At 59.9% G+C, this 25,656-nt stretch carries 19 protein-coding genes; 2 read left to right on the forward strand and 17 right to left on the reverse strand.

Annotation, left to right across the window (positions count from 1 at the left end):
• Positions 1 to 28: 28 nt before the first annotated feature.
• The 4 genes from ligA to ACFC20_RS00660 form a co-directional block, all read right to left on the reverse strand.
• Positions 29 to 2,065 (reverse strand): NAD-dependent DNA ligase LigA, encoded by a 2,037-nt coding sequence (ligA, locus tag ACFC20_RS00645; RefSeq protein WP_375191330.1) that lies wholly within the window; start codon positions 2,063 to 2,065, stop codon positions 29 to 31.
• An 86-nt stretch (positions 2,066 to 2,151) separates the two neighbouring features.
• Positions 2,152 to 3,186, reverse strand: a complete 1,035-nt coding sequence (gene zipA, locus ACFC20_RS00650) for a cell division protein ZipA (RefSeq protein WP_375191331.1) — start codon at positions 3,184 to 3,186, stop codon at positions 2,152 to 2,154.
• Positions 3,187 to 3,308: 122 nt separating this feature from the next.
• Complete coding sequence (smc, locus tag ACFC20_RS00655; protein ID WP_375191332.1) at positions 3,309 to 6,803, reverse strand: chromosome segregation protein SMC; 3,495 nt, start codon at positions 6,801 to 6,803, stop codon at positions 3,309 to 3,311.
• Between the two features lies 1 nt (position 6,804).
• Complete coding sequence (locus tag ACFC20_RS00660; protein ID WP_375191333.1) at positions 6,805 to 7,488, reverse strand: GntR family transcriptional regulator; 684 nt, start codon at positions 7,486 to 7,488, stop codon at positions 6,805 to 6,807.
• Positions 7,489 to 7,774: 286 nt separating this feature from the next.
• On the opposite strand from ACFC20_RS00660, the gene ACFC20_RS00665 reads away from it, so the two are divergent.
• Positions 7,775 to 8,701, forward strand: a complete 927-nt coding sequence (locus ACFC20_RS00665; protein WP_375191334.1) for a GGDEF domain-containing protein — start codon at positions 7,775 to 7,777, stop codon at positions 8,699 to 8,701.
• Between the two features lie 3 nt (positions 8,702 to 8,704).
• Here the strand turns inward: ACFC20_RS00665 and rluB are convergent, their stop codons facing one another.
• The 13 genes from rluB to sdhC all read right to left on the reverse strand — a co-directional run bounded on the left by rluB (position 8,705) and on the right by sdhC (position 23,820).
• Positions 8,705 to 9,682 (reverse strand): 23S rRNA pseudouridine(2605) synthase RluB, encoded by a 978-nt coding sequence (gene rluB, locus ACFC20_RS00670; protein WP_375191335.1) that lies wholly within the window; start codon positions 9,680 to 9,682, stop codon positions 8,705 to 8,707.
• A 38-nt stretch (positions 9,683 to 9,720) separates the two neighbouring features.
• Positions 9,721 to 10,377, reverse strand: a complete 657-nt coding sequence (scpB, locus tag ACFC20_RS00675; RefSeq protein WP_375191336.1) for an SMC-Scp complex subunit ScpB — start codon at positions 10,375 to 10,377, stop codon at positions 9,721 to 9,723.
• 43 nt (positions 10,378 to 10,420) lie between these two features.
• Entirely contained in the window at positions 10,421 to 11,254 is an 834-nt protein-coding gene (locus ACFC20_RS00680; protein WP_375191337.1) for a segregation and condensation protein A, read from the reverse strand.
• A 68-nt stretch (positions 11,255 to 11,322) separates the two neighbouring features.
• Positions 11,323 to 12,537, reverse strand: a complete 1,215-nt coding sequence (locus tag ACFC20_RS00685) for a tryptophan--tRNA ligase (RefSeq protein WP_375191338.1) — start codon at positions 12,535 to 12,537, stop codon at positions 11,323 to 11,325.
• Between the two features lie 120 nt (positions 12,538 to 12,657).
• Positions 12,658 to 13,530, reverse strand: coding sequence for a succinate--CoA ligase subunit alpha (gene sucD / locus ACFC20_RS00690; protein WP_091984979.1), 873 nt, complete (start codon positions 13,528 to 13,530; stop codon positions 12,658 to 12,660).
• Positions 13,530 to 14,696, reverse strand: coding sequence for an ADP-forming succinate--CoA ligase subunit beta (gene sucC, locus ACFC20_RS00695; protein WP_091984976.1), 1,167 nt, complete (start codon positions 14,694 to 14,696; stop codon positions 13,530 to 13,532). The genes sucD and sucC overlap by 1 nt, the downstream gene beginning before the upstream one ends.
• Before the next feature lie 36 nt (positions 14,697 to 14,732).
• Positions 14,733 to 16,175 (reverse strand): dihydrolipoyl dehydrogenase, encoded by a 1,443-nt coding sequence (lpdA, locus tag ACFC20_RS00700; protein ID WP_091984974.1) that lies wholly within the window; start codon positions 16,173 to 16,175, stop codon positions 14,733 to 14,735.
• Between the two features lie 35 nt (positions 16,176 to 16,210).
• Positions 16,211 to 17,440: a 2-oxoglutarate dehydrogenase complex dihydrolipoyllysine-residue succinyltransferase gene (gene odhB / locus ACFC20_RS00705; protein WP_375191339.1), complete on the reverse strand. Its 1,230-nt coding sequence runs from the start codon at positions 17,438 to 17,440 to the stop codon at positions 16,211 to 16,213.
• A 25-nt stretch (positions 17,441 to 17,465) separates the two neighbouring features.
• Positions 17,466 to 20,300 carry a 2-oxoglutarate dehydrogenase E1 component gene (locus ACFC20_RS00710; protein WP_375191340.1) on the reverse strand — a complete coding sequence of 945 codons (2,835 nt, stop codon included), beginning with the start codon at positions 20,298 to 20,300 and terminating at the stop codon, positions 17,466 to 17,468.
• A 312-nt stretch (positions 20,301 to 20,612) separates the two neighbouring features.
• Entirely contained in the window at positions 20,613 to 21,317 is a 705-nt protein-coding gene (locus tag ACFC20_RS00715) for a succinate dehydrogenase iron-sulfur subunit (RefSeq protein ID WP_091984965.1), read from the reverse strand.
• A 14-nt stretch (positions 21,318 to 21,331) separates the two neighbouring features.
• Complete coding sequence (gene sdhA, locus ACFC20_RS00720) at positions 21,332 to 23,104, reverse strand: succinate dehydrogenase flavoprotein subunit (protein WP_375191341.1); 1,773 nt, start codon at positions 23,102 to 23,104, stop codon at positions 21,332 to 21,334.
• A gap of 3 nt (positions 23,105 to 23,107) precedes the next feature.
• Complete coding sequence (gene sdhD / locus ACFC20_RS00725; RefSeq protein WP_375191342.1) at positions 23,108 to 23,452, reverse strand: succinate dehydrogenase, hydrophobic membrane anchor protein; 345 nt, start codon at positions 23,450 to 23,452, stop codon at positions 23,108 to 23,110.
• Positions 23,446 to 23,820, reverse strand: coding sequence for a succinate dehydrogenase, cytochrome b556 subunit (sdhC, locus tag ACFC20_RS00730; protein ID WP_375191343.1), 375 nt, complete (start codon positions 23,818 to 23,820; stop codon positions 23,446 to 23,448). The genes sdhD and sdhC overlap by 7 nt, the downstream gene beginning before the upstream one ends.
• A 512-nt stretch (positions 23,821 to 24,332) precedes the next feature.
• Between sdhC and gltA the strand changes: the two genes are divergently transcribed.
• Positions 24,333 to 25,607, forward strand: a complete 1,275-nt coding sequence (gene gltA / locus ACFC20_RS00735) for a citrate synthase (protein ID WP_375191344.1) — start codon at positions 24,333 to 24,335, stop codon at positions 25,605 to 25,607.
• Positions 25,608 to 25,656 lie beyond the last annotated feature (49 nt).

The raw sequence follows: 25,656 nt of genomic DNA on the forward strand, positions 1-25,656 counted from the left end.
GTGGATCTGCGCGAGTTCTCAGATTCGGTCAGCTTGCCCCGGAACCGTGTTTCTCCAGCAGGTCCAGCAGCCCAGCCTCATCCAGGACCGGAACTTCCAGCTGTTCCGCCTTGGTGAGCTTGGATCCGGCCGCCTCACCGGCCACCACGCAGGCGGTTTTCCTGGAGACACTGCCCGACACTTTCGCGCCCAGGGCCTCGAGCTTTTCCCTGGCCTGGTCCCGGGTCATCGCCGAGAGCGTACCGGTCAGCACCCAGGTTTGACCGGTCAGGGGACGTTCGCCCTGTCGGATCTCCTCTTCCTGCCACTCCACCCCCGCATCACGCAGGGCATCCAGGGTTTCACGGTTGTGGGGCTGCTCGAAGAAACTGTGGATGTGCCCTGCGACAATGGGGCCGACATCCGGCACCGTCTGCAGGGTCTCTTCGTCGGCTTCGGCGATGGCTTCCAGGGTGCCGAAATGGGCCGCCAGTCCTTTTGCGGTTGCCTCGCCGACCTCACGTATGCCGAGGGCGTACAGAAAACGCCAGAGCACGGGCCGCCGGGACTGATCGATGGCATTGACCAGATTAGCGGCGGACTTCTCCCCCATACGGTCCAGCTTTACCAGGTCATCGATGGTCAGGTGGTACAGGTCGGCCACCGTCTTGACCATGCCCTGATCCACCATGATGTCGATCCATTTGTCCCCGAGGCCCTCGATATCGAGGGCTTTGCGGGAGGCGTAATGGCGAATGGCTTCCTTGCGCTGGGCCGGACAGAACAGTCCGCCGGAACAGCGGGCTACAGCTTCCCCTTCAATCTGCACCACATCGGACTCACACACCGGGCAGTGAGCCGGCAGCTCAACCGTGCGGGCATTGGCAGGACGTTTTTCCGGCACCACCTTGACCACCTGGGGGATAACATCGCCGGCACGCCGGATGAACACGGTATCGCCGATGTGCACATCGAGCCTTCGGATTTCGTCCATGTTGTGCAGGGTGGCGTTGCTCACGGTGACCCCGCCCACAAATACCGGCTTGAGCCGTGCCACCGGCGTTACCGCTCCGGTACGGCCAACCTGGAACTCGACATCCTCGATAACGGTCAGCTCTTCCTGGGCCGGAAATTTCTGGGCAATGGCCCAGCGCGGCGCCCGGGACACAAAGCCGAGGGCCTGTTGCTGATCGAGCCGGTTAACTTTGAAAACAATGCCGTCGATCTCGTAGGGCAGTTCATCTCGCTTGGCCATCAGCTCGTTATAGGCCTCCAGGCACGCCTCAACGCCCCGGGCCCGCCGCATTTCCGGATTGATCCGGAAGCCCCAGTCCTTCACCCTTTGCAGACCCTCCCACTGGGTATCCGGCAGCAGGCTTTCATCCATGACTGCCATACTGTAGGCGCACATTTCCAGCGGCCGCCTGGCGGTAACCGTGGATTTTTTCTGGCGCAAACTGCCCGCGGCGGCATTACGCGGATTCACAAAGGTTTTCTCGCCCCGCTCCGCAAGCGTTCGATTGAGCTTTTCAAAACCGCTGCGGGGCATATAGACCTCGCCCCGGACTTCCACAAGGTCTGGCACCTTGTCGCCGCGAAGCGTCAGGGGCACTGAGGGAATGGTGCGGATGTTGGCGGTAATGTCCTCACCGCTGTAACCGTCGCCGCGGGTGGCGGCCCGGGTGAGCTGGCCTTTCTCGTAATGCAGGCTTACCGCCAGCCCGTCGAGCTTGGGCTCGCAGACGTATTCAATGTCTTCCGTTACACCAAGCCGCTCCCGGACCCGTCGATCAAAGTCTCTCAGCTCTTCCTCACTGAAGGCATTGTCGAGGGACAGCATGGGCAGGCGATGCACCACTTCCTCGAAGCTGGTCTCGGCGGAACTGCCGACACGACGGGTAGGCGAATTGTCCGAGGCCAGCTCAGGGTAGTCCCGCTCGAGGTTCTGCAGTTCGCGAAACAGGCGGTCGTACTCGGCGTCCGGTATGCGCGGATCATCCAGCACGTAGTAACGGTAGTTGTGGTCGTCGATGGCGGACCGGAGTTCCTCAACACGCTGGATAACGTCTGGCGTGGCTTTGCTCATTGGCTGGCGTTCTCGCTTCTCAGAAAAATGCCCGGTGCGGGCCGGGCATTCATACGTTTCTGGTGTTCATCAGGGTTTGCCCGGGCTCAAGCCTTCTTGGAACGCTGCTTGCGCTCGAATTCCCGGATCCTCTGGCGACAGTGCTCGATAGTCTGGGGCGTCATCACACTGCGGCGTTCATCCTTGAGCTCGCCACCGAGGTTGCGAACCACGCACTGCGCTGTTTCCAGCATGAAATCAAACGCCTGCATCGCGTTCGACGGCCCTGGCAGGCTCATGAAGAAACTGATGCCCGGGGTTGCCATGGCAGGCATGTCCTCGGGCTTGAAGGTGCCCGGTTCCACCGCGTTGGCAACGCTGAACTGCACCGGGCTGGTGGTATCCGCCTGTTCGTGCCGATGGTAGATGTCCATGTCCCCGTGCTCCAGGCCACAAGCCTCGAACAGTTTCTTCAGGGCCAGTCCCTTGAACTCCTCACCCTTGCGTGCGAGAACGTTGATCACGACCACTTCCCTGGCCTCGGGACGATTGGCGCCCGCCAGCGGCTGCCCGCTTTCACGGCGTGAGGGCGCCCGCCGTGCGGTATCTTCTTCTACTTCCGTGGTTACCGTGGGTGGTACCGCTTCCGTTTCAGGTTCAGGATCAGGATCAGGTGTCTGTGCGCGGGAGTCGGGCTCGGCCTCAGCAGCACGTTCAACGGCTCCCCAACCGGATTCTGGTTCGGTGTCGTCTGGCTCCAGGCTCGTCAGGGGATAGTCCGGAACGTCATCGCTGTGCTCGCCGGATGATTCTGCCGAATCCTCGTTCTTTTCGGGCTTGCCAGCCGGCGCAGTGACAGGACGCGTGGGTTTGGGCTTGGGAGCGGCAAAGCGGCTGGATTTTTCCCGTTTCACATAACCCCGCTCCTCAAGCGTGTCCCGGGAAATGGTGCGGGCACCCCCGTTCGGAAGTTCGGGGTTGTATTCATCATCCAGTGGCGAATCTTCCAGGTCGTCGGCGCCCATGCCTGATGAAATCGCCATGGATTCCTTGCGGGCACGGCGCATGCGGCGCAGTCCGTCCAAAACAATGCCGATGATAAGCAGGGTACCGATGGCAATTAACCATTCCCTAAGTGACATAGTGCTGCTGTCCTGTTTGCAGATCCCGTAACGTTGCTACTCTAAGAAAAGCCCGTAATGAATACAACGCACACCGGGCCCAGATGGCGTTATTGTCATGGTTGGCGCGCCGATAACCAGCCCTATGCCTCCGCCAGCGCTGCCGCCTCGTCCACATCCACCGACACCAGCCTGGAGCATCCGGGCTCGTGCATGGTAACGCCCATCAACTGGTCGGCCATCTCCATGGCTATCTTGTTGTGGGTAATGTAGATGAACTGCACCTGTTTGGACATCTCCTTGACCATATTGGCGTAGCGGCCAACGTTGGCATCGTCCAGCGGCGCGTCCACCTCGTCCAGCATACAGAAGGGTGCGGGGTTCAGCTGGAAGATCGAGAACACCAGGGCGATGGCGGTCAGGGCTTTCTCGCCGCCTGACAGCAGGTGGATGGTGCTGTTCTTCTTGCCAGGGGGCCGCGCCATGATCGCCACACCGGTTTCCAGAAGGTCCTCGCCGGTCAACTCAAGATAGGCATTGCCACCACCAAAGACCTTCGGGAACAGCGCCTGAAGGCCGCCATTGACTTGGTCAAAGGTCTCCTTGAAGCGTTGCCGGGTTTCACGATCGATCTTGCGAATGGCGTTATCGAGGGTCTCCAGTGCTTCCATCAGATCTTCGTGCTGCTCATCGAGGTAGGTCTTGCGCTCGCTCTGAACCTGGTATTCCTCGATGGCGGCCAGGTTGATGGCACCAAGACGCTGGATCCGGTTACCGATGCGCTCCAGTTCCTCGGCCCACTCCTTCTCGTTGGCGCCCTCGGGCAACTGCTGCAGCACATCCTGCAGTTTGACATCCAGTTCCTTGAGCTGATCGATGTGGTTGCCCGAGCGGATTTCCAGTGCCTGGGATTCCATCTTCAGTTTTTCCAGCCGAGAACGCACGTCCTGAATCTGGTGATCGGTGCGGCTTCGACCCTGCTCCTTCTCCCGGACTTCGCGGTCAATGTCCTCCAGGGCGTCACGGGCGGCTGAAAGCTTTTCTTCTTCGGCAAGACGACGGTCCAGCAACCCTTCCAGCTGCATCTGCAGGTCTTCGATAGGCTCCTCGGCGCTCTCGCGGGATTCTCGCAATATCTCCAGACGCTCGTCGATCCGTTCTTTCTGGAGCTGCATGCGGTCGATAGTCTGCCTCAGGCCATCACGCTGGCTGTTCAGGGATTGCAGTTGAAGCTGCAGCTGATGGGCATGGTCTCGATCGTGGCGGGCCTCCTGGCGCAAGCGGTCCAGATTTTCCCGCAGGCCATCCCGCTGTTCCAGCAAGCGCTCCTTCTCTTCATCGCTGTCCTCGCTGGCCGCCAGCGCTTGCTGCCATTCCTCGCGGGCGTCCTGCAGGCTCTCCTTCTGGCCGGAAACGCTGTCGTCGACATCCGACAGATCCTCCCGGATACGCTGCAGGCGGGCATCTATCTGTTCCGCCCTCGCCTTCAGGCCACTGACCCGGGATGTCAGGGCACTCAGCTCCCGGTCACACTCTCCCAGGCGGGCCTGGGCGTCGTCACGGGCGGCTTCGGAGCGTTCAGCCCGCTCCTCCAGGTCTTCCAGGCGCCCGGTGGCCGCTTCCAGGGCCGCTTCCGCCTGACTCAGCTGTTCTGCCAGCCCGGAGACCTTCTTCTGCCGTTCAATCACGCCCACCTGGCCGGCATCGGAATCCGGCATCAGCACCCAGTCGGCAGACATCCAGACGCCGTCAGGCGTGATGACACTTTCGCCGGGCTGGAGCTTCGATCGAATACCTAGCGCCTCGGACAGGGTGTCCACGGCACGAATACCGGAGAGCAGACCAGCCAACGCCGGCACACCAGCCACTTTCTCCGCCAGTCCGCCACTGCCATGTGCCGCCGCCGACCCGCCGCCAACCAGCGCCAGGCCACGGGGCGCTTCATCGAGCGACGAAGAGAGCGCATCCAGATCCGGCAGGCAAAGTCCCTGGGTAAAACGCCCGATAACCTGCTCAACGGCAAATTCCCAGCCGTCTTCAATGATGAGCTCACTGGCCACCCGGGGGCTGTCGCTCAGCGCGTGTCGGGACAGCCAGCCCTGCAACACATCATCACCGGCACCCATCTGCTCATCCAGCAATGCCTGCTGGGACTCAAGGGAGGCCCGCAGGCTCTGTACCCGCTGGCGTTCCCCGGCCGCTTCCTGCTCGGCTTCTTTGTGGTTCTGCCGGGCATCGTACAGTTCGTCCTGGATGGCGGCGATGCGCTCGGCCGCTTCCTCCCGCTGCAGCTCCAGGGTTTCCTGCTGCTCCAGCAGGCCCTCCAGTTCGGCACGATCCATCTGGCCTTCCAGCAGCTCCTGCTCATCCCGCAGCTTCCGCTGGCGAGCGAGCAGCTGTTCTATGGCGTCCTCAAGTGAGCGGATGCGGGACTGGGCCAGTTCCGCCTGGCGCCTTGCATCCGAGGATCGGGCGCTGAACTCCTCCCATCGGTGCTGCCAGTCACTCATGGCATCTTCGGCATGCTGGAGCTTTTCTCCGGATTCCTCGGAGCGGATGGCAAGCGCCTCCTGTTCCGGCTCCATCATGTCCAGTTCTTCCTGGATACCGGCCAGCTTTTCTTCGTCCTGTTCCAGCTCCCGCGACAGCTCCCGCTGGTTGGCCAACGCCTGGTCCAGCTCGGCCGCCATCTGGCGACTGCGCTCACGCTGGTGTTCCAGGCTCTGTTCGATACGGGCGATGTCGGCGCCGGCCTCGTAGTAACGGGCCTGGGCGCGATTGAAATGCTCGGTTCGGTCCTGATGACTTTCCCTGAGGGACTCCAGCGAGGTTTCCAGGCTCACCCGCTCGGTGAGCAACTTTTCCAGTTCCAGCTCGGTGTCGCGGATCTTGCCCCGCCAGGCCTGGAGGTCGTTGTCCAGGGATTGCCACCGCAGAACGGTCAATTCGGCTTTTTTCTGGCGTTCGTCCTGCTTGTAGGCCTTGTACTTTTCCGCTGCCGCAGCCTGGCGCTCCAGGTGCTGAAGCTGCCGGTGCAATTCTTCTCGCAGGTCGGTCAGTCGCTCCAGGTTTTCCTGGGTCCGACGGATGCGGTTCTCGGTTTCCCGGCGCCGTTCCTTGTACTTGGAAATGCCCGCCGCTTCCTCGATGTAGATCCGCAGTTCCTCCGGCTTGGCTTCAATCAACCGGGAAATCATGCCCTGCTCAATAATGGCATAGCTGCGCGGCCCCAGACCGGTACCGAGGAACAGATCGGTAATGTCCCTGCGACGGCACTTGGAACCGTTCAGGAAATACTCGGACTGCCCCTCCCGGGAAACCCGCCGACGCACGGAGATTTCGTTGAACCGGACAAACTCACCCGGGGCCGAGCCGTCGCTGTTGTCGAACACCAGTTCAATCGACGCCTGCCCTACCGGCTTGCGGGCACTGGAGCCGTTGAAGATAACGTCGGTCATGGACTCGCCCCGCAGGTACTTGGCAGAGCTCTCGCCCATGACCCAGCGTACGGCATCGATGATATTCGACTTGCCACAGCCGTTGGGGCCGACAACGGCTGTCATGTTGGAGGGAAAAGGCACCGTGGTGGGATCAACGAAGGACTTGAAACCCGACAGTTTGATGGATTTGAGCCGCATCTCAGGCGCCCTCTTCCTGATGGAGAATGGTCAGAACCTGCTGGCGCTGGTGCTCGCCAAAGGCCCGGATCACGGCCTCGAGCTGCTGAATATCGTCACTGACCGCCGCCTCGGCAAGCTGCCGGAAGAAGGTTGCGGTGTCAGCGATCTCCTCGCGGAAGTTCTCCAGGGCCACAAAGTAGGTTCGGCTGATGGCGGGACGAAAGTTCTCCAGGGTCTCCTCAAGGAACGGATTTTCCACCAGGCCGTAAGCGTATCGCATGACCCCGAAACCGGCATCGATCACCTGCTCGGCGGCATCAGCGCCCGGGGCATTGAGGGCGTCAATCACGGCCTGTACTTCGCGGACCTGCCCCATGACGCCGCCAAGTTCGCGGCCCGAGCGGGATTCCAGGACCTTTCTGCCCAGCATGCAAAGCAATTCTATGTAGATGTCGTAGAGACTGTTGACGCTGTCCACCGTCAGACTGGAAACCACCGCGCCGCGCCGGGGGAAAATCTCGATCAGATGCCGGCGCTCCAGGATCAGCAGGGCTTCCCGCACGGAACCGCGGCTAACGTTCAGCTCGCCGGCCACCTTCAGTTCCTGGATACGCTCGCCGGGTTTGAGATCCCGCGTAATAATTCGCTGCCCAAGATGCTGGGCAATCTGTTCGGACAGACTTTCCGGGGCCTGGAACCTCATAGAATGGATCGCTCGCTTCTGCAGACGGCACAATTGCAAACGCAGGAGTTTACCACAGGGTTCTGGCAGCCCCATCCCCTTGCGGGACATTTTGCCAGCGGTTTATCAAACCGCGGCAATCCAATGCCGTGTTTTTGACGCCTCGCGCCCCTGCCCGCGACGAAAACCAGAACCAACTTTAGATTGAATCCCTAACCAACTGGTTTTACTGCTCTTTAAATTATAGGCACAGTTTCTGCTTTCTGTGAGTTCAAAGCCTTGTTACAGCCTCGACAGAGGGACCACTTTGAAACACATTCCATCAATCCAAGAGCGCACTTCCCAGCCCCAGAAACTGGCCGCCCTGCGGCAGGCACACCAGGACTGGAACACCACGTCGGATGTGCTCACCCGGCTCACCCGCAGGTTGGCGACCACCCTGTCCCTGGAGCAACAATTGGCCATGCTCGCCGAGGAACTCAACGAGATCGTGCCCTTTGGCACAATGAATTACCGGCACCGCATCGGTAACCAGGACTTTGTCTACGCAACGGGTATGGGCGGGCCCCATCGTTGCGAGTATCGCCTGACGCTGGAGGGCGTGTGCTACGGAACTCTGGTTCTGCAAAGGCGCCAGCGCTTCACCGAGCAGGAACTCGAGGGCATCGAGATACTCCTGGGCGCCGCCATTTGCCCGATTCGGAATGCCTGCAAGTATGCCGCAATCGAACAGGCGTCGCTGACCGACTCCCTGACAGGTGTTCCCAACAAGCGGGCACTGGATGACGCGCTCAGACAGGCCGGGCAACTTTCAGAGCGCCACGGCCAGCCCTATTCATTGATTCTTTGCGATCTGGATCACTTCAAGTCGGTCAACGACACCCACGGCCACGTGGTGGGCGACCATCTGCTGCAGGTAACCGCCATAGAACTCGAGCGCTCGGTACGAACCTCTGACAGCGTTTACCGTTTTGGCGGTGAGGAGTTTGCCATCCTGCTGCCACACACCGATGACCTGGCGGCACGGGAAGTGGCGGAGAGAATACGGGAAGCCATTGCGACCATTCGGGTAGATACCGGCGAGAAAGAACTCCAGGTCACCACCAGTTGTGGCGTGGCAACCTGCCTGCCCAGGGAGTCTACCCAGGCCTGGCTGGCGCGGGCAGATGCCGCCCTGTACCAGGCCAAAAGCCACGGCCGGAACTGCACCCGGCTGTTTGCCAGTATTTCCTGACCCTCAGCCCTTCGGAGACGGGCGCCGGGGCCGGGTGGATGCCCGCCCCGACCGCTTCGCCGAGGGTGCATCACTGACCGCCCATTTGTTACCCGGAGTCTTCTTGCCGGCCCGCCCGGGACTCTTGCGGCGCTGCCGGTCAAGGGCGGCCTGCTCATTCGGCGTCTTCTGGGGAATCTCCACCGGGGCCAGGCCCACGGTCCGGCTGAGGGTATCAACCGCCTTCTGATCCAGCTCTTCCCACTTGCCCAGGCTCAACCGGCTGGGCAGGAAAATGGGCCCATAACGAACGCGCTTGAGGCGACTGACACGAACGCCCTGGGACTCCCAGAGACGCCGCACTTCCCGGTTCCGCCCTTCCAGAAGGGTGACATGGAACCATCGATTCATGCCGCTTCCGCCTGCCGGCGTAATGTCTGAGAATTTCGCCATGCCGTCCTCGAGCAGCACGCCTTGGAGGAGCCGTTCAATCATCGCGTCGTCCACCTCGCCGAAAACCCGCACGGCGTATTCCCGGTCGATCTGGCTGGATGGATGCATCAGCCGGTTGGCCAGCTCGCCATCGGTGGTGAACAGCACTAGCCCGGTGGTATTGATATCAAGGCGGCCAATGGAGATCCAGCGATGCTCCCGGAGCCTCGGCAGGCGATCGAAAACCGTCGGCCGCCCCTCGGGATCCTTGCGGGTGGTCACCTCGCCCTCGGGCTTGTTGTAGATGAGTACCCGACGCACTACATCGGCAGCGCCACCAACATCGAGGCGCTTGCCATCAAGCTCGAAACGGTCAGCCACCGTTGCTTTCTGGCCCGGGCTTACGGGCTGGCCATTTACCGTGAGGCGACCCGCCTCCATCCAGCCCTCAACCTCGCGGCGGGAGCCAACGCCGGCGCGTGCCAGCAGTTTCTGAACGCGCTCGGGGCCGGTGTGGCTGAGTGTGTCCTGACCGGCTCGGGCCGGTTTTTCGGGGCGATCTGCCGCCATGAATCAATCCTTAGTCTCTGACCAATACCCGTCTGGTATCAGTGAAGTGTCTCGCCGGGGGATTCGTCGTCGCCGTCGTCCCGGGCATCGTGCTTCGCCCCGGGCGACTCAAATTCAATCTCGGCCTGCATGTTCTTTTCAATTTCCCGGCCGATTTCTTCCAGATCCCGGATTTCCGACAGGGGTGGCAATTCATCCAGCCCCGTCAGGTTGAAATAATCCAGGAACTGCTTGGTGGTCGCGTACATGGCAGGCCGACCAGGCACGTCCCGGTGTCCGACCACGCGCACCCACTCTCGCTCAAGCAGGGTTCGAATGATATTGCTGCTTACCGTAACGCCCCGGATGTCCTCGATCTCACCCCGTGTGATGGGCTGGCGATAGGCAATCAGGGCGAGAGTTTCGAGCAGGGCCCGGGAATACCGTTGGGGCTTGTCCTCGAAGAGACGGCCCACCCAGGGCGCGAACTCTTCGCGGACCTGCAGGCGATAGCCACTGGCGACCTTACGGAGCTCGAAGCCCCGTCCCTCGCAGGCAGCCTCAAGCAGAACCATGACGTGCTCCATCACCTGCCGGGCCGGCCGCTCATCCTCGCTGAACAGGTCCCGTAGCTGGTCCAGCGAGAGCGGCTTGCCTGCCGCCAGCAAGGCGGCCTCGGTAATGGCCTGGATTCTGAGGAGATGTTCTTCGTTCATGGTCGTCAATCCGTGGTTTGCGGCTTACAACGAGTGGCGTGTCTCAACTGGCGGCCCGGGCCCGCACGTGAATCGGCCCGAGAACTTCGGCCTGCACCACCTCTATCAGCTGCTCTTTCACCAGTTCCAGGGTGGCCAGAAAAGTCACCACAACCCCCAGGCGCCCTTCTTCAGGCGTGAACAGGCTTTCAAAGCTCACAAACCGGTCGTCCTGCAGCACCGAGAGAATCGCGGACATGCGTTCCCGGGTCGACAGCTTTTCCCGTTCTACATGGTGGCTGGTAAACAGGTCGGCACGCTTCAGAACACCCTGCAATGCCAGCAGCAGCTCCCGCAAATCCACATCCGGGTGTGGCTGGCTGGAGGGCATTTTCGGAAGGGCCGCGGAACCGGCAAAGGTGTCCCGCTCCATGCGCGGCAGCTCGTCAATGTCCTCGGCCGCCTGCTTGAACCGCTCGTATTGCTGCAGTCTCCGGATCAGCTCCGCCCGGGGATCGATCTCTTCCTCGTCGTCGCTTTCCTGGCGTGGCAGCAGCATCCGGGACTTTATTTCCGCCAGGGTGGCGGCCATCACCAGGTACTCCGCCGCCAGTTCGAAGCGCATGGCCTCGACGGCGCCGATGTAATCCATGTACTGCCGCGTGATCTCGCTGACGTCGATGTCCAGGATGTTCATGTTCTGGCGACGAATCAGATACAGCAGCAGGTCCAGGGGACCTTCGAAGGCCTCCAGAAACACCGCCAGCGCATCCGGGGGTATGTAGAGATCCTTGGGCAGATCGACCACCGGCTTGCCGGAGACCAGGGCCAGCGGCGCCTGATCCGACGGCGGCTCGCCGGCTTCCGGGCGGACCTGCTCTGTGGATTCGTCGGTCATCTCTTCTCCCTGCCAGACGGCGTCATGCCAGAGCGGCTCGTGCCCCGATTGCTGCGTTGATCAGGCCTTCAGCGGTAGTGCAGCCCCATGGCCGCACGTACTTCTTCGAGCGTATCACGGGCCGCGTCACGAGCGTGCTCCCGGCCTTCCTGAAGAATCGAATGGACCAGATCCGGATTGCCCTCATACTCCATCGCCCGCTCATGCAGTGGGCGCTGCTCCTCGATAATCGCGTCGATCAGGGGCTTTTTGCAGTCGAGGCAACCAATGCCGGCGCTGCGGCAGCCAGTTTGCACCCACTCCTGAGTGTCTGCATCGGAATAGATCTTGTGCATTCCCCAGACCGGGCACTTCTCGGGCTCGCCCGGATCGGTGCGGCGCACCCGCTGGGGGTCGGTCTGCATGGTCCGGATTTTCTGGGCCACGCTGTCCGGCTCTTCCCGCAGGCCAATGTAATTGTTGTAGGACTTGGACATTTTCTGGCCGTCCAGTCCCGGCAACTTGGACTCCGGGGTCAGCAGCGGCTGGGGTTCCGGCAGGATCACCTTGCCGCCGCCCTCGATGTAGCCGTACAGCCGCTCGCGATCGCCCAGGGAGATATTCTGCTGTTCTTTCAGAAGCGCGCGGGCCGTCTCCAGGGCTTCCATATCACCCTCTTCCTGATACCGCTTCTTGAGGTTGCGATACAGCTTGGCGTTCTTCTTGCCCATCTTAACGATGGCGCCCTCAGCCTGCTCTTCAAAGCCCGGTTCCCTGCCGTAGATGTGGTTAAAACGGCGGGCAATCTCCCGGGTAATCTCCACGTGGGACACCTGATCGGCACCCACCGGCACCTTGCCGGCCCGGTAGATCAGGATGTCTGCGCTCTGCAGCAGCGGATAACCCAGGAAGCCGTAGGTGGCCAGATCTTTTTCCCGCAGCTTTTCCTGCTGGTCCTTGAATGTAGGCACCCGCTCCAGCCAGCCCAGAGGGGTGATCATGGACAACAGCAGGTGCAGCTCCGCGTGCTCCGGTACCTGCGACTGGATGAACATGGTGGAGGAGCCGGGATTGACACCGGCGGCCAGCCAGTCGATGACCATGTCCCAGACACTCTGTTCAATACCGGAGGGATCGTCGTAATTGGTGGTCAACGCGTGCCAGTCGGCCACAAAGAAAAAGCATTCGAATTCATGCTGGAGTTTCACCCAGTTTTTCAGGACACCGTGGTAGTGACCTAGGTGAAGCTTGCCGGTCGGACGCATGCCGGACAAAACCCGTTGCTGGGAATCTACAGAACTCAAAGCACGAACTCCTTATTTGGTATCGGAACCGCCATCATAGTCCAGGCGACCCGGCATTATAAATAAAAAACCCCCGCTCTGCAGGGCAGAAACGGGGGTTTTTCCTGAAAGAAAGGCCGCTTACCAGCCGGTGACTTCCTTCAGTGCCTTGCCGATCTCGGCCAGGCTGCGCACGGTTTTAACACCGGCGTCGTTGAGGGCAGCAAACTTCTCGTCTGCGGTGCCCTTACCGCCGGAGATAATCGCACCGGCGTGGCCCATACGCTTGCCAGGAGGCGCCGTTACGCCAGCAATGTAGGAAACCACCGGCTTGGTGACGTTTTCCTTGATGAAGGCAGCGGCCTCTTCTTCAGCGGTACCACCAATCTCACCAATCATCACGATTGCTTCGGTTTCAGGGTCTTCCTGCAGCAGCTTCAGGATATCGATGAAGTTGGAGCCCGGAATCGGGTCGCCACCGATGCCCACGCAGGTAGACTGGCCGTAGCCGAAGTCTGTGGTCTGCTTGACCGCTTCGTAGGTCAGGGTGCCGGAGCGGGAGACGATGCCCACCTTGCCCTTCTTGTGGATATGGCCAGGCATGATGCCGATCTTGCACTCGTCCGGAGTGATCACACCCGGGCAGTTCGGACCGATCATCCGTACGCCCTTGCGATCCACGTATTCCTTGGCGTAGAGCATATCGATGGTCGGGATGCCTTCGGTGATGCAGACGATGAGCTGAATGCCTGCATCGGCCGCCTCGATGATGGCGTCTTTACAGAACGGCGCCGGTACGTAGATCACGGTGGCTTCCGCGCCGGTTGCCTCAACGGCGTCACGCACGGTGTTGAACACCGGCAGACCCAGATGCTCGGTACCGCCCTTGCCCGGGCTTACGCCGCCGACCATCTTGGTGCCGTAGGCAATGGCCTGCTCGGAGTGGAAGGTGCCCTGCGCGCCGGTAAAGCCCTGACAGATAACCTTGGTGTCTTTGTTAATCAGGATGCTCATTATTTACCCCCTGCGGCTTTAACGACTTGCTCTGCCGCATTCGACAGACTGGTGGCGGCAATGATGTTCAGACCGCTGTCGGCGAGTACCTGGGTACCCTTCTCAGCGTTGTTGCCTTCAAGACGAACCACAACAGGTACTTTCACACCCACTTCCTTCACGGCACCGATGATGCCCTCTGCGATCATGTCGCAACGAACGATACCACCGAAGATGTTGACCAGAACCGCCTTGACGTTGGAGTCAGACAGGATGATCTTGAACGCTTCGGATACACGCTCTTTGGTGGCACCGCCGCCAACGTCCAGGAAGTTGGCCGGCTGGCCGCCGGAAAGTTTGATGATGTCCATGGTACCCATGGCCAGGCCGGCACCATTGACCATACAGCCGATGTTGCCTTCCAGCGCCACGTAGTTGAGTTCCCACTTGGCCGCTTCCGCTTCCCGGGAGTCTTCCTGGGAGGGATCGTGCATCTCGTGGATCTTCTTCTGGCGGTACAGCGCGTTGCCGTCAACACCTACCTTGGCGTCCAGGCAATGCAGGTCGCCGGCCGGGGTAATGACCAGCGGGTTGATCTCTACCAGAGCCAGGTCGCACTCTTCGAACAGCTTGGCCAGGCCCAGGAAAATCTTGGTGAACTGACCGATCTGCTTGCCTTCCAGGCCCAGCTTGAATGCCAGCTCGCGACCCTGGTACGGCTGTGCGCCAACCAGCGGATCGATCTCGGCCTTCAGGATCTTTTCCGGAGTCTCTTCGGCAACCTTCTCGATCTCCACGCCGCCTTCGGTAGACGCCATGAACACGATGCGGCGGGTACCGCGGTCAACAACCGCGCCCAGGTACAGCTCTTCCTGGATGTCGGTGAGGGATTCAACCAGAATCTTGCTGACCGGCTGGCCTTTCTCGTCGGTCTGGTAGGTAACGAGGTTCTTGCCCAGCCACTTCTCGGCAAACTCACGGATCTCGTCTTTGCTCTTGACCAGTTTTACACCGCCAGCCTTGCCACGGCCACCTGCGTGAACCTGGGCCTTGACCACCCAGCCGTCACCGCCGATTTCGTCGGCGGCCGCAACCGCTTCCTTCGGCGTGTCACAGGCAACGCCCTTGGATACCGGCAGGCCATATTCAGCAAAAAGCTGTTTGCCCTGATATTCGTGCAAATTCATAGTTAATGTCCCGAATTAAAGAATTCCTGGTTTGCGTTACTTCTTCTTGCGGCGGTTGGCGATGTGAATCGCGCCACCACCGACGGCCAGTGCTGCTTCGTGCACGGACTCTGACAGAGTCGGATGTGCAAAGCAGGTCAGGGCCAGATCTTCGGCGCTGGAACCGAATTCCATGGCGATCACGCCCTGGGCAACGATTTCAGAGGCCTGGGGACCAACTACATGAAAACCGACGATGCGGTCAGTCTTCGCGTCCGCGATGATCTTGACCAGGCCAGCCGCCGAGTTTGCAGCCATGGCACGACCATTGGCGGCAAACGGGAACGTACCCACATTGTATTCCTCACCCTCGGCCTTGAGCTGTTCCTCGGTCTTGCCGACCCAGGCCACTTCCGGAGAGGTGTAGATAACGTTCGGGATGCAGTCGTAATTGACCTGAGGCTTGTGCCCGGCAATACGCTCGGCAACCATGATGCCTTCTTCAGACGCCTTGTGGGCCAGCATCGGGCCACGCACCACGTCACCGATGGCCCAGACACCCGGGGCCTCGGTCTTGCAGTTATCATCCACGAAGATGAAACCGCGCTCGTCCATCTGAACACCGGAATCCTCGGACAGCAGGTTGTCGGTGTACGGACGACGGCCAACGGCAACAATCAGCTTGTCAAACTTGGCTTCTTGCTTGCCCTTGGAATCTTCATAGGTCACGTTGACCAGCTTGCGCTTGACTTCAGCGCCGGTCATACGGGCACCCATGACAATGTTCAGGCCCTGCTTCTGGAACTGCTTCAGGGCATCCTTGGCAACCTGCTGATCAACCGCCGGCAGGAAGGTATCCACGGCTTCCAGAACCGTTACCTCGGAACCCAGGCGCGCCCACACGCTGCCCAGCTCAAGGCCGATAACGCCGGCACCAATCACACCGAGGCGCTTGGGCACTTCGGTGAACTCCAGGGCGCCCTCGGAATCGACGATGTATTCGCCGTCAAACGGCGCGGGCGGAATCTGGATCGGCTTGGAGCCCGTCGCCAGAATCACGTTCTCGGCCTCGTAGGTCTTGGTTTTGCCATCCTTGTCGGTCACTTCCACCTTGCGACCGGCGAGCAGCTTGCCATGGCCGTGGATGGAGGTTACGCCGTTGGACTTGAACAGACCGGCAATACCGCCGGTCAGCTGCTTAACGATGCCGCCCTTGCGCTCCATCATCTTGCCGATGTCCATCTTGACATCCTTGGCGATGATGCCCTGCATCTCGTAGTCGTGGGTGGTTTCCTCAAACTTGTGGGAAATCTCCAGCAGCGCCTTGGAGGGAATACAGCCCACGTTCAGGCAGGTTCCGCCGAGAACCTGGGACTTGCCGTCTTTGGAAGTCCAGGATTCAACACACGCGGTCTTGAGACCAAGCTGGGCCGCCTTGATGGCCGCAACATAGCCCCCCGGGCCCGCACCAATGACAATGACGTCGTACTTATCAGACATAATTAATCCCGTTTTCCGATTCGTTAAAGGTCGGCTCAGACGTCCAGCAGAATACGTGCCGGGTCCTCAAGCATTTCCTTGATGGCAACGAGGAACTGCACCGCTTCCTTGCCATCGATCATCCGGTGGTCGTAAGACAGCGCCAGGTACATCATCGGCAGGATTTCCACCTTGCCGTTGACGGCCATCGGACGCTCCTGGATCTTGTGCATGCCCAGGATGGCTGTCTGCGGCGGGTTCAGGATCGGCGTGGAGATCAGCGACCCGAAAATGCCACCGTTGGTAATGGTAAAGGTACCGCCGGTCATGTCTTCGATAGCCAGCTTGCCCTCTTTCGCCTTGGTGCCGTACTCGACGATCTTCTTCTCGATGTCGGCCAGGCCCATGGCGTCGGAATCACGCAGAACCGGAACCACCAGGCCGCGATCTGTGGATACCGCCACGCCGATGTCCTGGTAGCCGTGGTACACCATGTCGTTGCCATCAATGGAGGCATTCACCGCCGGGAAGCGCTTCAGCGCCTCGGTAGCTGCCTTGGTGAAGAAGGACATGAAGCCCAGCTTGATGCCGTGACGCTTCACGAAGCTGTCCTGGTACTGCTTGCGCAGTTCCATGATCGGCGCCATGTTCACTTCGTTGAAGGTGGTCAGCATGGCCGCGGTCTGCTGGGCGTCCACCAGGCGCTTGGCGATGCTGGCGCGCAGACGGGTCATGGGCACCCGCTTCTCGGGGCGCTCACCCTGGGCAACGTTCACTTCCGGCATGCCGGCAGTCGACTTGGGCGCAGAGGCACCGCCGGAGGACTTGGCGCTGTCCACGTGGTTCTGCACGTCTTCCTTGGTCACACGGCCGTCTTTGCCGGTGCCCTTGATGGCGTTGGGATCGACGTTATTCTCCTCGGCCAGCTTGCGGGCGGCCGGGCTCAGGATCGCCTCACCGGAGGAAGACTCGCTCTTGGCCTCTTCCTTGGGCGCTTCGGCCTTGCTTTCTTCCTTCTTGCCTTCGGCAGGCTTGGACTCACCCGCAGCGCCTTCCTTGAACTTGCCGACTACCTCACCGCTTTCAACGGTATCGCCTTCGTTCTTGATGATTTCCTCAATCACGCCGTCCGCCGGCGCAACCACCTCAAGAACCACCTTGTCGGTTTCGATATCGACAATCAGTTCATCGCGTGAACAGGCTTCACCGGGCTGCTTGTGCCAGGTCGCAACAGTACCCTCTGCGACCGACTCCGGGAAAACGGGGGCTTTAATCTCAGTTGACATTACAGATCCTTAGTTCGGTAGCTCGTCAAATTTCAAACGCGTCGTTAACCAGTTTCTTCTGCTCTTCAATGTGGACCGACATATGGCCACAGGCGGGAGCAGCAGAAGCGTCACGACCGGCGTACTGAAGGTACAGCTTCGGGTTCAGGCGATGCAGTGCGTTGCGCATATGATGCTGACTGCAGTACCAGGCACCCTGGTTCATCGGCTCTTCCTGGCACCAGACCACGTGCTTGAGCTTGGAGTAATGGCTCAGAAGCTCATCCAGATCGTCGGCCGGGAACGGGTACAGCTGCTCGATCCGGACAATCGCAACGTCGTCGCGTTCATCGGACTTTTTCTTTTCCAGGAGATCAAAGTACACCTTGCCAGAGCACAGGATCAGGCGGGTGACCTTCTTGGGATCCGACGGCTCTTTCTCTGGCAGAACGGTCTTGAAGGTGCCGGTGGTCAGATCGTCCAGATCCGACGTGGCTTCCTTGTGCCGCAGGAGGCTCTTGGGGGTAATGGCCACCAGCGGCTTGCGCAGCGGACGCTTGACCTGACGACGGAGCATGTGGAACACCTGGGACGGCGTGGTAGGCACGCAGACCTGGATGTTGTGTTCGGCACACAGTTGCAGGAACCGCTCGAGACGCGCGGAACTGTGCTCCGGCCCCTGCCCTTCGTAGCCGTGCGGCAGCAGCAGGGTCAGCCCGCACAGGCGGCCCCACTTGTGTTCGCCACTGGTCAGGAACTGGTCGATGACCACCTGGGCGCCATTGGCAAAGTCACCAAACTGGGCTTCCCAGACCACCAGACCGCTCGGAGAGGTCGTTGCGTAGCCATACTCAAAGGCCATGACCGCCTCTTCCGAGAGCAGCGAGTCGTAGATCTCGAACTTCGGCTGGTCGTCGGCAATCTGCTCGAGGGCGATGTGGGTGGAACCGTCCTTCTGGTTGTGCAGTACCGCGTGGCGATGCGAGAAGGTGCCACGGCCCACGTCCTGGCCGGTAATCCGGATCGGGTGGCCCTCGTTGAGCAGTGTGGCGTAGGCCATCACTTCACCGTAGCCCCAGTTAATGGGCAGGGCGCCGGCGGTCATCTTCTCGCGGTCAGAGACAATCTTCGCAACCTGGCGCTGGATACTGAACCCTTCTGGAACCGAGGTCAGCTTTTTACCGAGCTTCTGGATAGTCTTCAGTGCCACGCTGGACTTGCACTTAGCCGTCCATTCGTGACCCAGGTAGGGAGTCCAGTCAACGTAGAGTTCCTTGTTGGGCTCCTTGACCAGGGACTTGACCACATGATCGCCGTTGTCGAGCGCGTCACGGTAGTCGTTCTCCATCTGCTTGGCTTCTTCCTCGGTGATCACACCGGCTTCAACCAACTGATCCACGTACAGGTTGCGGGTGGTCTTGAGCTTGCGAATCTTGTCGTACATGACCGGCTGGGTTGCCGCCGGCTCGTCCGCCTCGTTGTGACCACGACGACGGTAGCAGACCAGATCGATCACCACGTCGTTCTTGAACTCGTTGCGGTAATCCATGGCCATCTGGGTCACGAACATCACCGCTTCCGGATCGTCGGCGTTCACGTGCAGGATCGGCGCCTGAACCATCTTTGCCACATCGGTGCAGTACTCGGTAGACCGGGCATCTTCCTGCTTGCTGGTGGTAAAGCCGACCTGGTTGTTGATCACGATATGGATGGTACCGCCCACACCGAAGCCCCTGGTCTGGGACATCTGGAAGGTTTCCATCACCACGCCCTGACCGGCAAAGGCCGCGTCACCGTGCATGATGATCGGCACCACCTTGCTGCCGTCCTCGTCGTTACGGCGGGTCTGACGGGCGCGAACCGAGCCCTCGACCACCGGCGATACGATCTCCAGGTGCGACGGGTTGAACGCCATGGCCAGATGCACTTCTCCGCCCGGGGTCATTACGTTGGACGAGAAGCCCTGGTGGTATTTCACGTCACCGGAGCCGGAATCCGCCAGCTTCTTGCCTTCAAACTCGTCGAAGAGCTCCCGGGGATTTTTGCCAAGGGTGTTGACCAGCACGTTCAGTCGGCCACGGTGCGCCATGCCCAGAACGATTTCTTTCGCGCCATAGGAACCCGCCCGCTGGATCAGCTCGTCCAGACACGGGATCAGGCTCTCGCCCCCTTCCAGGCCAAACCGCTTGACACCCGGGTAACGGGAGCCGAGGTATTTCTCGAGACCTTCAGCGGCAGTCAGACGCTCAAGGATGTGCTTGCGGGTGGCAGGCTCGTACTCGGGGCGCGAACGCACGGGCTCCATGCGCTGCTGGAACCAGCGCTTGATGCGGGTATCCACCACGTGCATGTATTCAGCGCCGATGCTCTCGCAATAGGTCTGACGCAGGCCCGAAACGATGTCCCCGAGCTTCATGGTCTCGGAACCGAAATTCAGTGACCCGGTCTGGAATTCGAGGTCGTAATCGGAGGACGAAAGCTCGTGGAACGACGGATCCAGATCTTCAACCTGTGGACGCTGCCAGACACCCAGCGGATCCAGCTTCGCTTCCTGATGCCCGCGGAAACGGTACGCGTTGATCAGCTGGAGAACGCGAATCTGCTTTTTATCCGCGTCGGAGGTGACGCTGGCAGGGACGCCGCTGGCGAGGAAACGTTGGTTGCGGGAAATGTGTTCGAATTGTTCGCGGATGGAAGAGTGGACAATATCGCGGCCGTGGTAGCCATCGACACTGGGGAGTTTGTCGAAATAGCTGCGCCACTCTTCAGGTACGGCGTTCGGGTCGGTCAGGTAGGTTTCGAAAAGCTGTTCAACATAGGCCAGATTTCCACCCTGCAGGTGGGAAGTCTGCCATAACTGCTCCATTATGCTTTCGTGCATCTTGAATAGCTCACCTTGGGCTGGTGCGGGGAGCCAGATATGGTCGGCCAGGGGTATATCTCAGTCAATACGGGTTTTTACGGGATCGACTTTGGCCACCACACCCGACATTGGATGTTTTCCTTTCCCCGGTGGTTTTTTGTGCTCAGCAAACTGGGTGAAAACTTTATAAGTTCCCGCCACGGCTTGCGTAGTGTGCACCCGGGTAAGACTTTTGACTATAAGCCTTTCGTTGAAGACCCCGCAATTTGCGGGGCCTTCCGGGTACAACTCTGGTCAGAACAGTATAGCGTCTGTCGTCAATCCTGCTGCTCAAGTAGCCCGTTGCAGCAGAAGATTCCGGATGTGGCCGATAGCCCTTGTGGGGTTCAGGCCTTTCGGGCAGACACTGACACAGTTCATGATGCCCCGGCAGCGGAACACGCTGAACGGGTCGTCCAGGTTGGCCAGACGCTCTTCCTGGGCGGTATCGCGGCTGTCCGCGAGGAACCGGTAAGCCTGCAGCAGGCCGGCAGGCCCCACAAACTTGTCCGGATTCCACCAGAACGACGGGCAGGAGGTAGAGCAACAGGCGCACAGGATGCACTCGTACAGGCCGTCAAGCTTTTCCCGGTCCTCGGGCGACTGCAGCCGCTCGATGGCCGGTGCCGGCTTGTCGTTGACGAGGTACGGCATGACCTTCTCGTACTGCTTGTAGAAGAGGCTCATGTCGACCACCAGGTCACGGATGACCGGCAGGCCCGGCAGAGGACGCAGAACCAGCTTGTTGTTCTTCACAACCTGCGACACCGGCGTGATGCACGCCAGGCCGTTCTTGCCGTTCATGTTCATGCCGTCGGACCCACACACGCCTTCACGACAGGAACGGCGGTAGGCCATGGAAGGATCGCGCTCCTTGATCAGGTTCAGGACATCCAGAACCATCAGATCCTTGCCTTCCGGAAGCTCCAGGTCCACGTCCTGCATATAGGGCGCGTTGTCGGTTTCCGGGTTGTAACGATAAAGGCTTACTAACATTTTCGGCGTCCCCCTTAGTAAGTCCGAATCTTCGGCTCAAACTTGTCCACGGTCTTCGGCGCGAAGTTTACATCACGCTTGCCAACACGCTTGTCGAGCGGGAAGTACATGGAGTGCTTCAGCCAGTTTTCATCGTCACGCTCGGTAAAGTCGTTACGGGCGTGAGCACCGCGACTTTCCTTGCGCTCGAAGGCGGACACAGCAGTGGCCAGGGCCACTTCGTACAGGTTATCAAGCTCCAGCGCTTCAATCCGTGCCGTGTTGAAGGCGCTGCTGGTGTCGGCCAGTTTGGTCTTGCGAACGCGCTCACCAATGGCTTCCAGCTTCTTGAGGCCCTCTTCCATGCTCTTGCCGTCACGGAAAACGCCGAAGTACAGCTGCATGCAGTTCTGGAGATCCTTGCGGACCTCGGCAACGCTTTCACCTTCAGAGGCACTGTTGAGACGGTCAAGACGCGCCATGGCACGCTTGATGTCGTCTTCGCTGGCGCCGTCTACCTCGAAGCCACCACGCAGCTGCTCCTCGATGTGCAGACCAGCCGCGCGGCCGAAGACCACCAGGTCAAGCAGCGAGTTGCCGCCCAGACGGTTGGCGCCGTGTACCGATACGCAGGCGGCTTCGCCACAGGCGAACAGGCCGGGGATCGGCTTGTCGTTACCGTTTTCATCCTGGGTCAGGGCCTGGCCACCCACGTTGGTGGGAATACCGCCCATCATGTAATGGCAGGTCGGCACAACCGGGATCGGCTCTTTTACCGGATCCACGTGCGCAAAGGTGCGCGACAGCTCACAGATACCGGGCAGACGCAGATTCAGGGTTTCCTCGCCAAGGTGATCCAGCTTCAGCAGCACGTGATCCTTGTCCGGACCACAACCACGACCCTCCAGGATCTCGATCACCATGGAACGTGCAACCACGTCGCGCCCAGCGAGGTCCTTGGCGTTCGGCGCGTAGCGCTCCATGAAACGCTCACCCTCGGAGTTGATCAGGTAACCGCCCTCACCCCGACAGCCTTCGGTCACCAGGGTGCCCGCACCGTGAATACCGGTCGGGTGGAACTGCCACATTTCCATGTCCTGTACCGGGAAGCCGGCACGCAGGGCCATGCCGATGCCGTCGCCGGTGTTGATCAGGGCGTTGGTGGTGGAGGCGTAGATCCGGCCAGCACCACCGGTGGCCAGGACGGTCGCCTTTGACTTGATGTAGGCGACTTCGCCGGTTTCGATCTCGATGGCAACAACACCGACCACTTCGTCTTTGTTGTTCTTCACCAGATCCACCGCGTACCACTCGTTCAGGAAAGTGGTGCCACCCTTGAGGTTGGCCTGGTACAGGGTGTGCAGCAGAGCGTGACCGGTACGGTCGGCAGCGGCACAGGTACGGGCAGCCTGACCACCCTTACCGTAATCCTTGGACTGGCCACCAAACGGACGCTGGTAGATGCGGCCCTGCTCGGTACGGGAGAACGGCAGACCCATGTGCTCCAGCTCGAACACGGCTTGCGGACCAACGGAACACATGTACTCGATGGCGTCCTGGTCACCAATGTAATCTGACCCCTTGACGGTGTCATACATGTGCCAGCGCCAGTCATCGTTCGGGTCGGCACTGGCAATCGCGCAGGTGATACCGCCTTGGGCGGAAACGGTGTGAGAGCGCGTCGGGAAAACCTTGGTGATACACGCAGTATCAACGCCGGACTCGGTCAACTGGAGGGCAGCACGCATACCGGCACCGCCGCCGCCGATCACGATCGCGTCAAAGGACATGGTCTTGATATTTGCCATCGATTAAAGCCCCCAAAGAATCTGAATGCCCCAGACCACATAGACGAACATGGTCAGCCCACACGCCGCCTGAACGACGAACCTCGGACCCATGACCTTGATGTAGTCAGTGGTTACCGTCCAGAGCCCCACCCAGGCGTGAGCGCCAATGGAAAGCAGTGCCATGAGGGTGAAGATGCGGAACCAGGTCTGGTTGAACAAAGCATTCCAGGTGTCGTAGTTGACGTCCGAGGTCAACAGGAAACCAAGAAGAAAAATTGTATACAAAGCAAGTACGTAGGCCGTTACCCGCTGGATCAGCCAGTCGTAGACACCGCTGCGACCCAGGTTCGTGACGCTGTTTACCATACCCAGACTCCTGCCAGAACGATGAGAATGACGGAAACCACAATCGTGATCTTGGAGGCGAGGCGGCCGCTCTCGAGCTCTTCACCGATGCCCATATCCATTAACAGGTGCTTGATACCGGCCACCAGGTGGTAAAGCAGAGCAGACAAGATGCCCCAGATAATCAGCTTGGCAAGGAAGCTGTCCAGCAGTTCACTCACACGGCTGAAGCCCTCTTCCCCGGAAAGGGAAAGCTGAAGCCCGTAAAGCAGGAACGCAACACCAACAAAAATGATGATGCCGCTGATACGGTGCAATATGGACGTAATGGCTGGCAGCGGAAAATGAAACTTGCCGAGATCGAGATTTACTGGTCGTTTGCTATTCACAGCGCTCTCACACTCTCTCTTGGTTCCGCGGGACCGGAAAACCGGGTGCGGATGGTTGGTATGTAAGGATCAGTACGACGACACAGGACCGACGCATGATTGGCTCGGAAGGGTGCAAGGCTTACCGGAAACCCGCTATAGACAGGTTGAGACCGGACGTTCCCCCCATTTCCGGGCTACGGATTATAAGGAGTAGGCTAAGCAATTACAAACCTGCAAGGCCGCACGGGCCGGGTATTTCAGAGGGTTAAGCCAGCTATAAGGATGATTGACAAACCCTTTTGATACCCGCAGGGTGCGTTATTGGTGATATCCCTCATTTACAGCCAATGTCAAATTCTGACTTTTCCCGCCCCTTCCATTGACAAAAAAAGCCAACGCCCTATATTTTGCCGCCAGTTTTGCGATAATACGCGCCTTCCATAAGTCTGCGCAGCGGGAACGGCCCAGACTTTATGCGCATCTATAACCATGTAGATAAAGCTGTCAAAGCTGATAAATAGGAGAGCACCATGACCGACAGGAAAGCCACGCTCTCGGTGGGGGAAAAGTCCATTGAGCTACCGATCTATTCCGGCACCGTCGGCCCTGACGTTATTGACGTACGAGGCCTGGTCCAGGAAGGCGTATTCACCTACGATCCGGGATTCGTTTCCACGGCCGCCTGCGAATCAGCCATCACCTACATCGACGGCGCAAACGGCGTTCTCCTTCACCGCGGCTACCCTATTGACCAGCTGGCCGACCACTCCGACTACCTCGAAGTCTGTTATCTGCTGCTGAACGGCGAGCTGCCTAGCGCCGAGGAAAACCGCAAGTTCCACGAAACCATTAAAAACCACACCATGCTGCATGACCAGATGCGCAATTTCTTCAACGGCTTCCGCCGTGATGCGCACCCGATGGCCATCATGTGCGGCGTGGTGGGTGCCCTGTCTGCGTTCTACCACGACCAGATGGACGTAACCGACGAAACCCAGCGCCAGATCACGGCGCATCGCCTGATCGCCAAGATGCCGACCATTGCGGCCTGGTGTTACAAGTACAGCCTGGGTCAGCCGTTCATGTATCCTCGCAATGACCTGTCCTACTCAGAGAACTTCCTGCAGATGATGTTTGGCGTGCCCTGCGAGGAGTACAAGCCGAACCCGATCCTGGCCAAGGCCATGGACAAGATCTTCATTCTGCACGCGGATCACGAGCAGAATGCGTCTACCTCCACCGTACGCCTGGCTGGCTCCACCGGCGCCAACCCGTACGCGTGTATCGCCTCTGGCATTGCCGCCCTCTGGGGCCCGGCACACGGCGGCGCCAACGAAGCCGTTCTGGACATGCTCGCGGAAATCGGCGACGAAGCCAATATCGAGAAGTTCATCGCCAAGGCCAAGGACAAGGACGACCCGTTCCGTCTGATGGGCTTTGGTCACCGCGTTTACAAGAACTTCGATCCGCGTGCCAAGGTGATGCGCGAGACTGCCCACGAAGTGCTGCAGGAACTGGGCCTGGAAAACGATCCGCTGCTCAAGATCGCCCAGCGCCTGGAGAAGATCGCCCTGGAAGACGAATATTTCGTGGAGCGCAAGCTGTACCCGAACGTCGACTTCTACTCAGGCATCATCCTCAAGGCGATCGGCATCCCGACCTCCATGTTCACAGTCATCTTCGCGATGGCCCGCACCATTGGCTGGTTCTCCCACTGGAACGAAATGGTCAGCGGCAACTACCGCATCGGGCGTCCGCGCCAGCTGTACACCGGTTCAGACAAGCGGGACTACCCGAAGAGCTGATTGCCTTAACGGCACACCCGGTTGAACAGAAAAGGCCGCTGAGACCAGC

Source organism: Marinobacter sp. (assembly GCF_041984545.1).
In the GTDB taxonomy this organism is placed as follows: domain Bacteria; phylum Pseudomonadota; class Gammaproteobacteria; order Pseudomonadales; family Oleiphilaceae; genus Marinobacter.

What these genes read in the sequence shown, in the direction of transcription:
- ligA (WP_375191330.1), bottom strand. Translation starts at nt 2,065, where the DNA reads ATGAGCAAAGCCACGCCAGACGTTATCCAGCGTGTTGAGGAACTCCGG.
- zipA (WP_375191331.1), bottom strand. Translation starts at nt 3,186, where the DNA reads ATGTCACTTAGGGAATGGTTAATTGCCATCGGTACCCTGCTTATCATC.
- smc (WP_375191332.1), bottom strand. Translation starts at nt 6,803, where the DNA reads ATGCGGCTCAAATCCATCAAACTGTCGGGTTTCAAGTCCTTCGTTGAT.
- ACFC20_RS00660 (WP_375191333.1), bottom strand. Translation starts at nt 7,488, where the DNA reads ATGAGGTTCCAGGCCCCGGAAAGTCTGTCCGAACAGATTGCCCAGCAT.
- rluB (WP_375191335.1), bottom strand. Translation starts at nt 9,682, where the DNA reads ATGGCGGCAGATCGCCCCGAAAAACCGGCCCGAGCCGGTCAGGACACA.
- scpB (WP_375191336.1), bottom strand. Translation starts at nt 10,377, where the DNA reads ATGAACGAAGAACATCTCCTCAGAATCCAGGCCATTACCGAGGCCGCC.
- ACFC20_RS00680 (WP_375191337.1), bottom strand. Translation starts at nt 11,254, where the DNA reads ATGACCGACGAATCCACAGAGCAGGTCCGCCCGGAAGCCGGCGAGCCG.
- sucD (WP_091984979.1), bottom strand. Translation starts at nt 13,530, where the DNA reads ATGAGCATCCTGATTAACAAAGACACCAAGGTTATCTGTCAGGGCTTT.
- sucC (WP_091984976.1), bottom strand. Translation starts at nt 14,696, where the DNA reads ATGAATTTGCACGAATATCAGGGCAAACAGCTTTTTGCTGAATATGGC.
- lpdA (WP_091984974.1), bottom strand. Translation starts at nt 16,175, where the DNA reads ATGTCTGATAAGTACGACGTCATTGTCATTGGTGCGGGCCCGGGGGGC.
- odhB (WP_375191339.1), bottom strand. Translation starts at nt 17,440, where the DNA reads ATGTCAACTGAGATTAAAGCCCCCGTTTTCCCGGAGTCGGTCGCAGAG.
- ACFC20_RS00710 (WP_375191340.1), bottom strand. Translation starts at nt 20,300, where the DNA reads ATGCACGAAAGCATAATGGAGCAGTTATGGCAGACTTCCCACCTGCAG.
- ACFC20_RS00715 (WP_091984965.1), bottom strand. Translation starts at nt 21,317, where the DNA reads ATGTTAGTAAGCCTTTATCGTTACAACCCGGAAACCGACAACGCGCCC.
- sdhA (WP_375191341.1), bottom strand. Translation starts at nt 23,104, where the DNA reads ATGGCAAATATCAAGACCATGTCCTTTGACGCGATCGTGATCGGCGGC.
- sdhD (WP_375191342.1), bottom strand. Translation starts at nt 23,452, where the DNA reads ATGGTAAACAGCGTCACGAACCTGGGTCGCAGCGGTGTCTACGACTGG.
- gltA (WP_375191344.1), top strand. Translation starts at nt 24,333, where the DNA reads ATGACCGACAGGAAAGCCACGCTCTCGGTGGGGGAAAAGTCCATTGAG.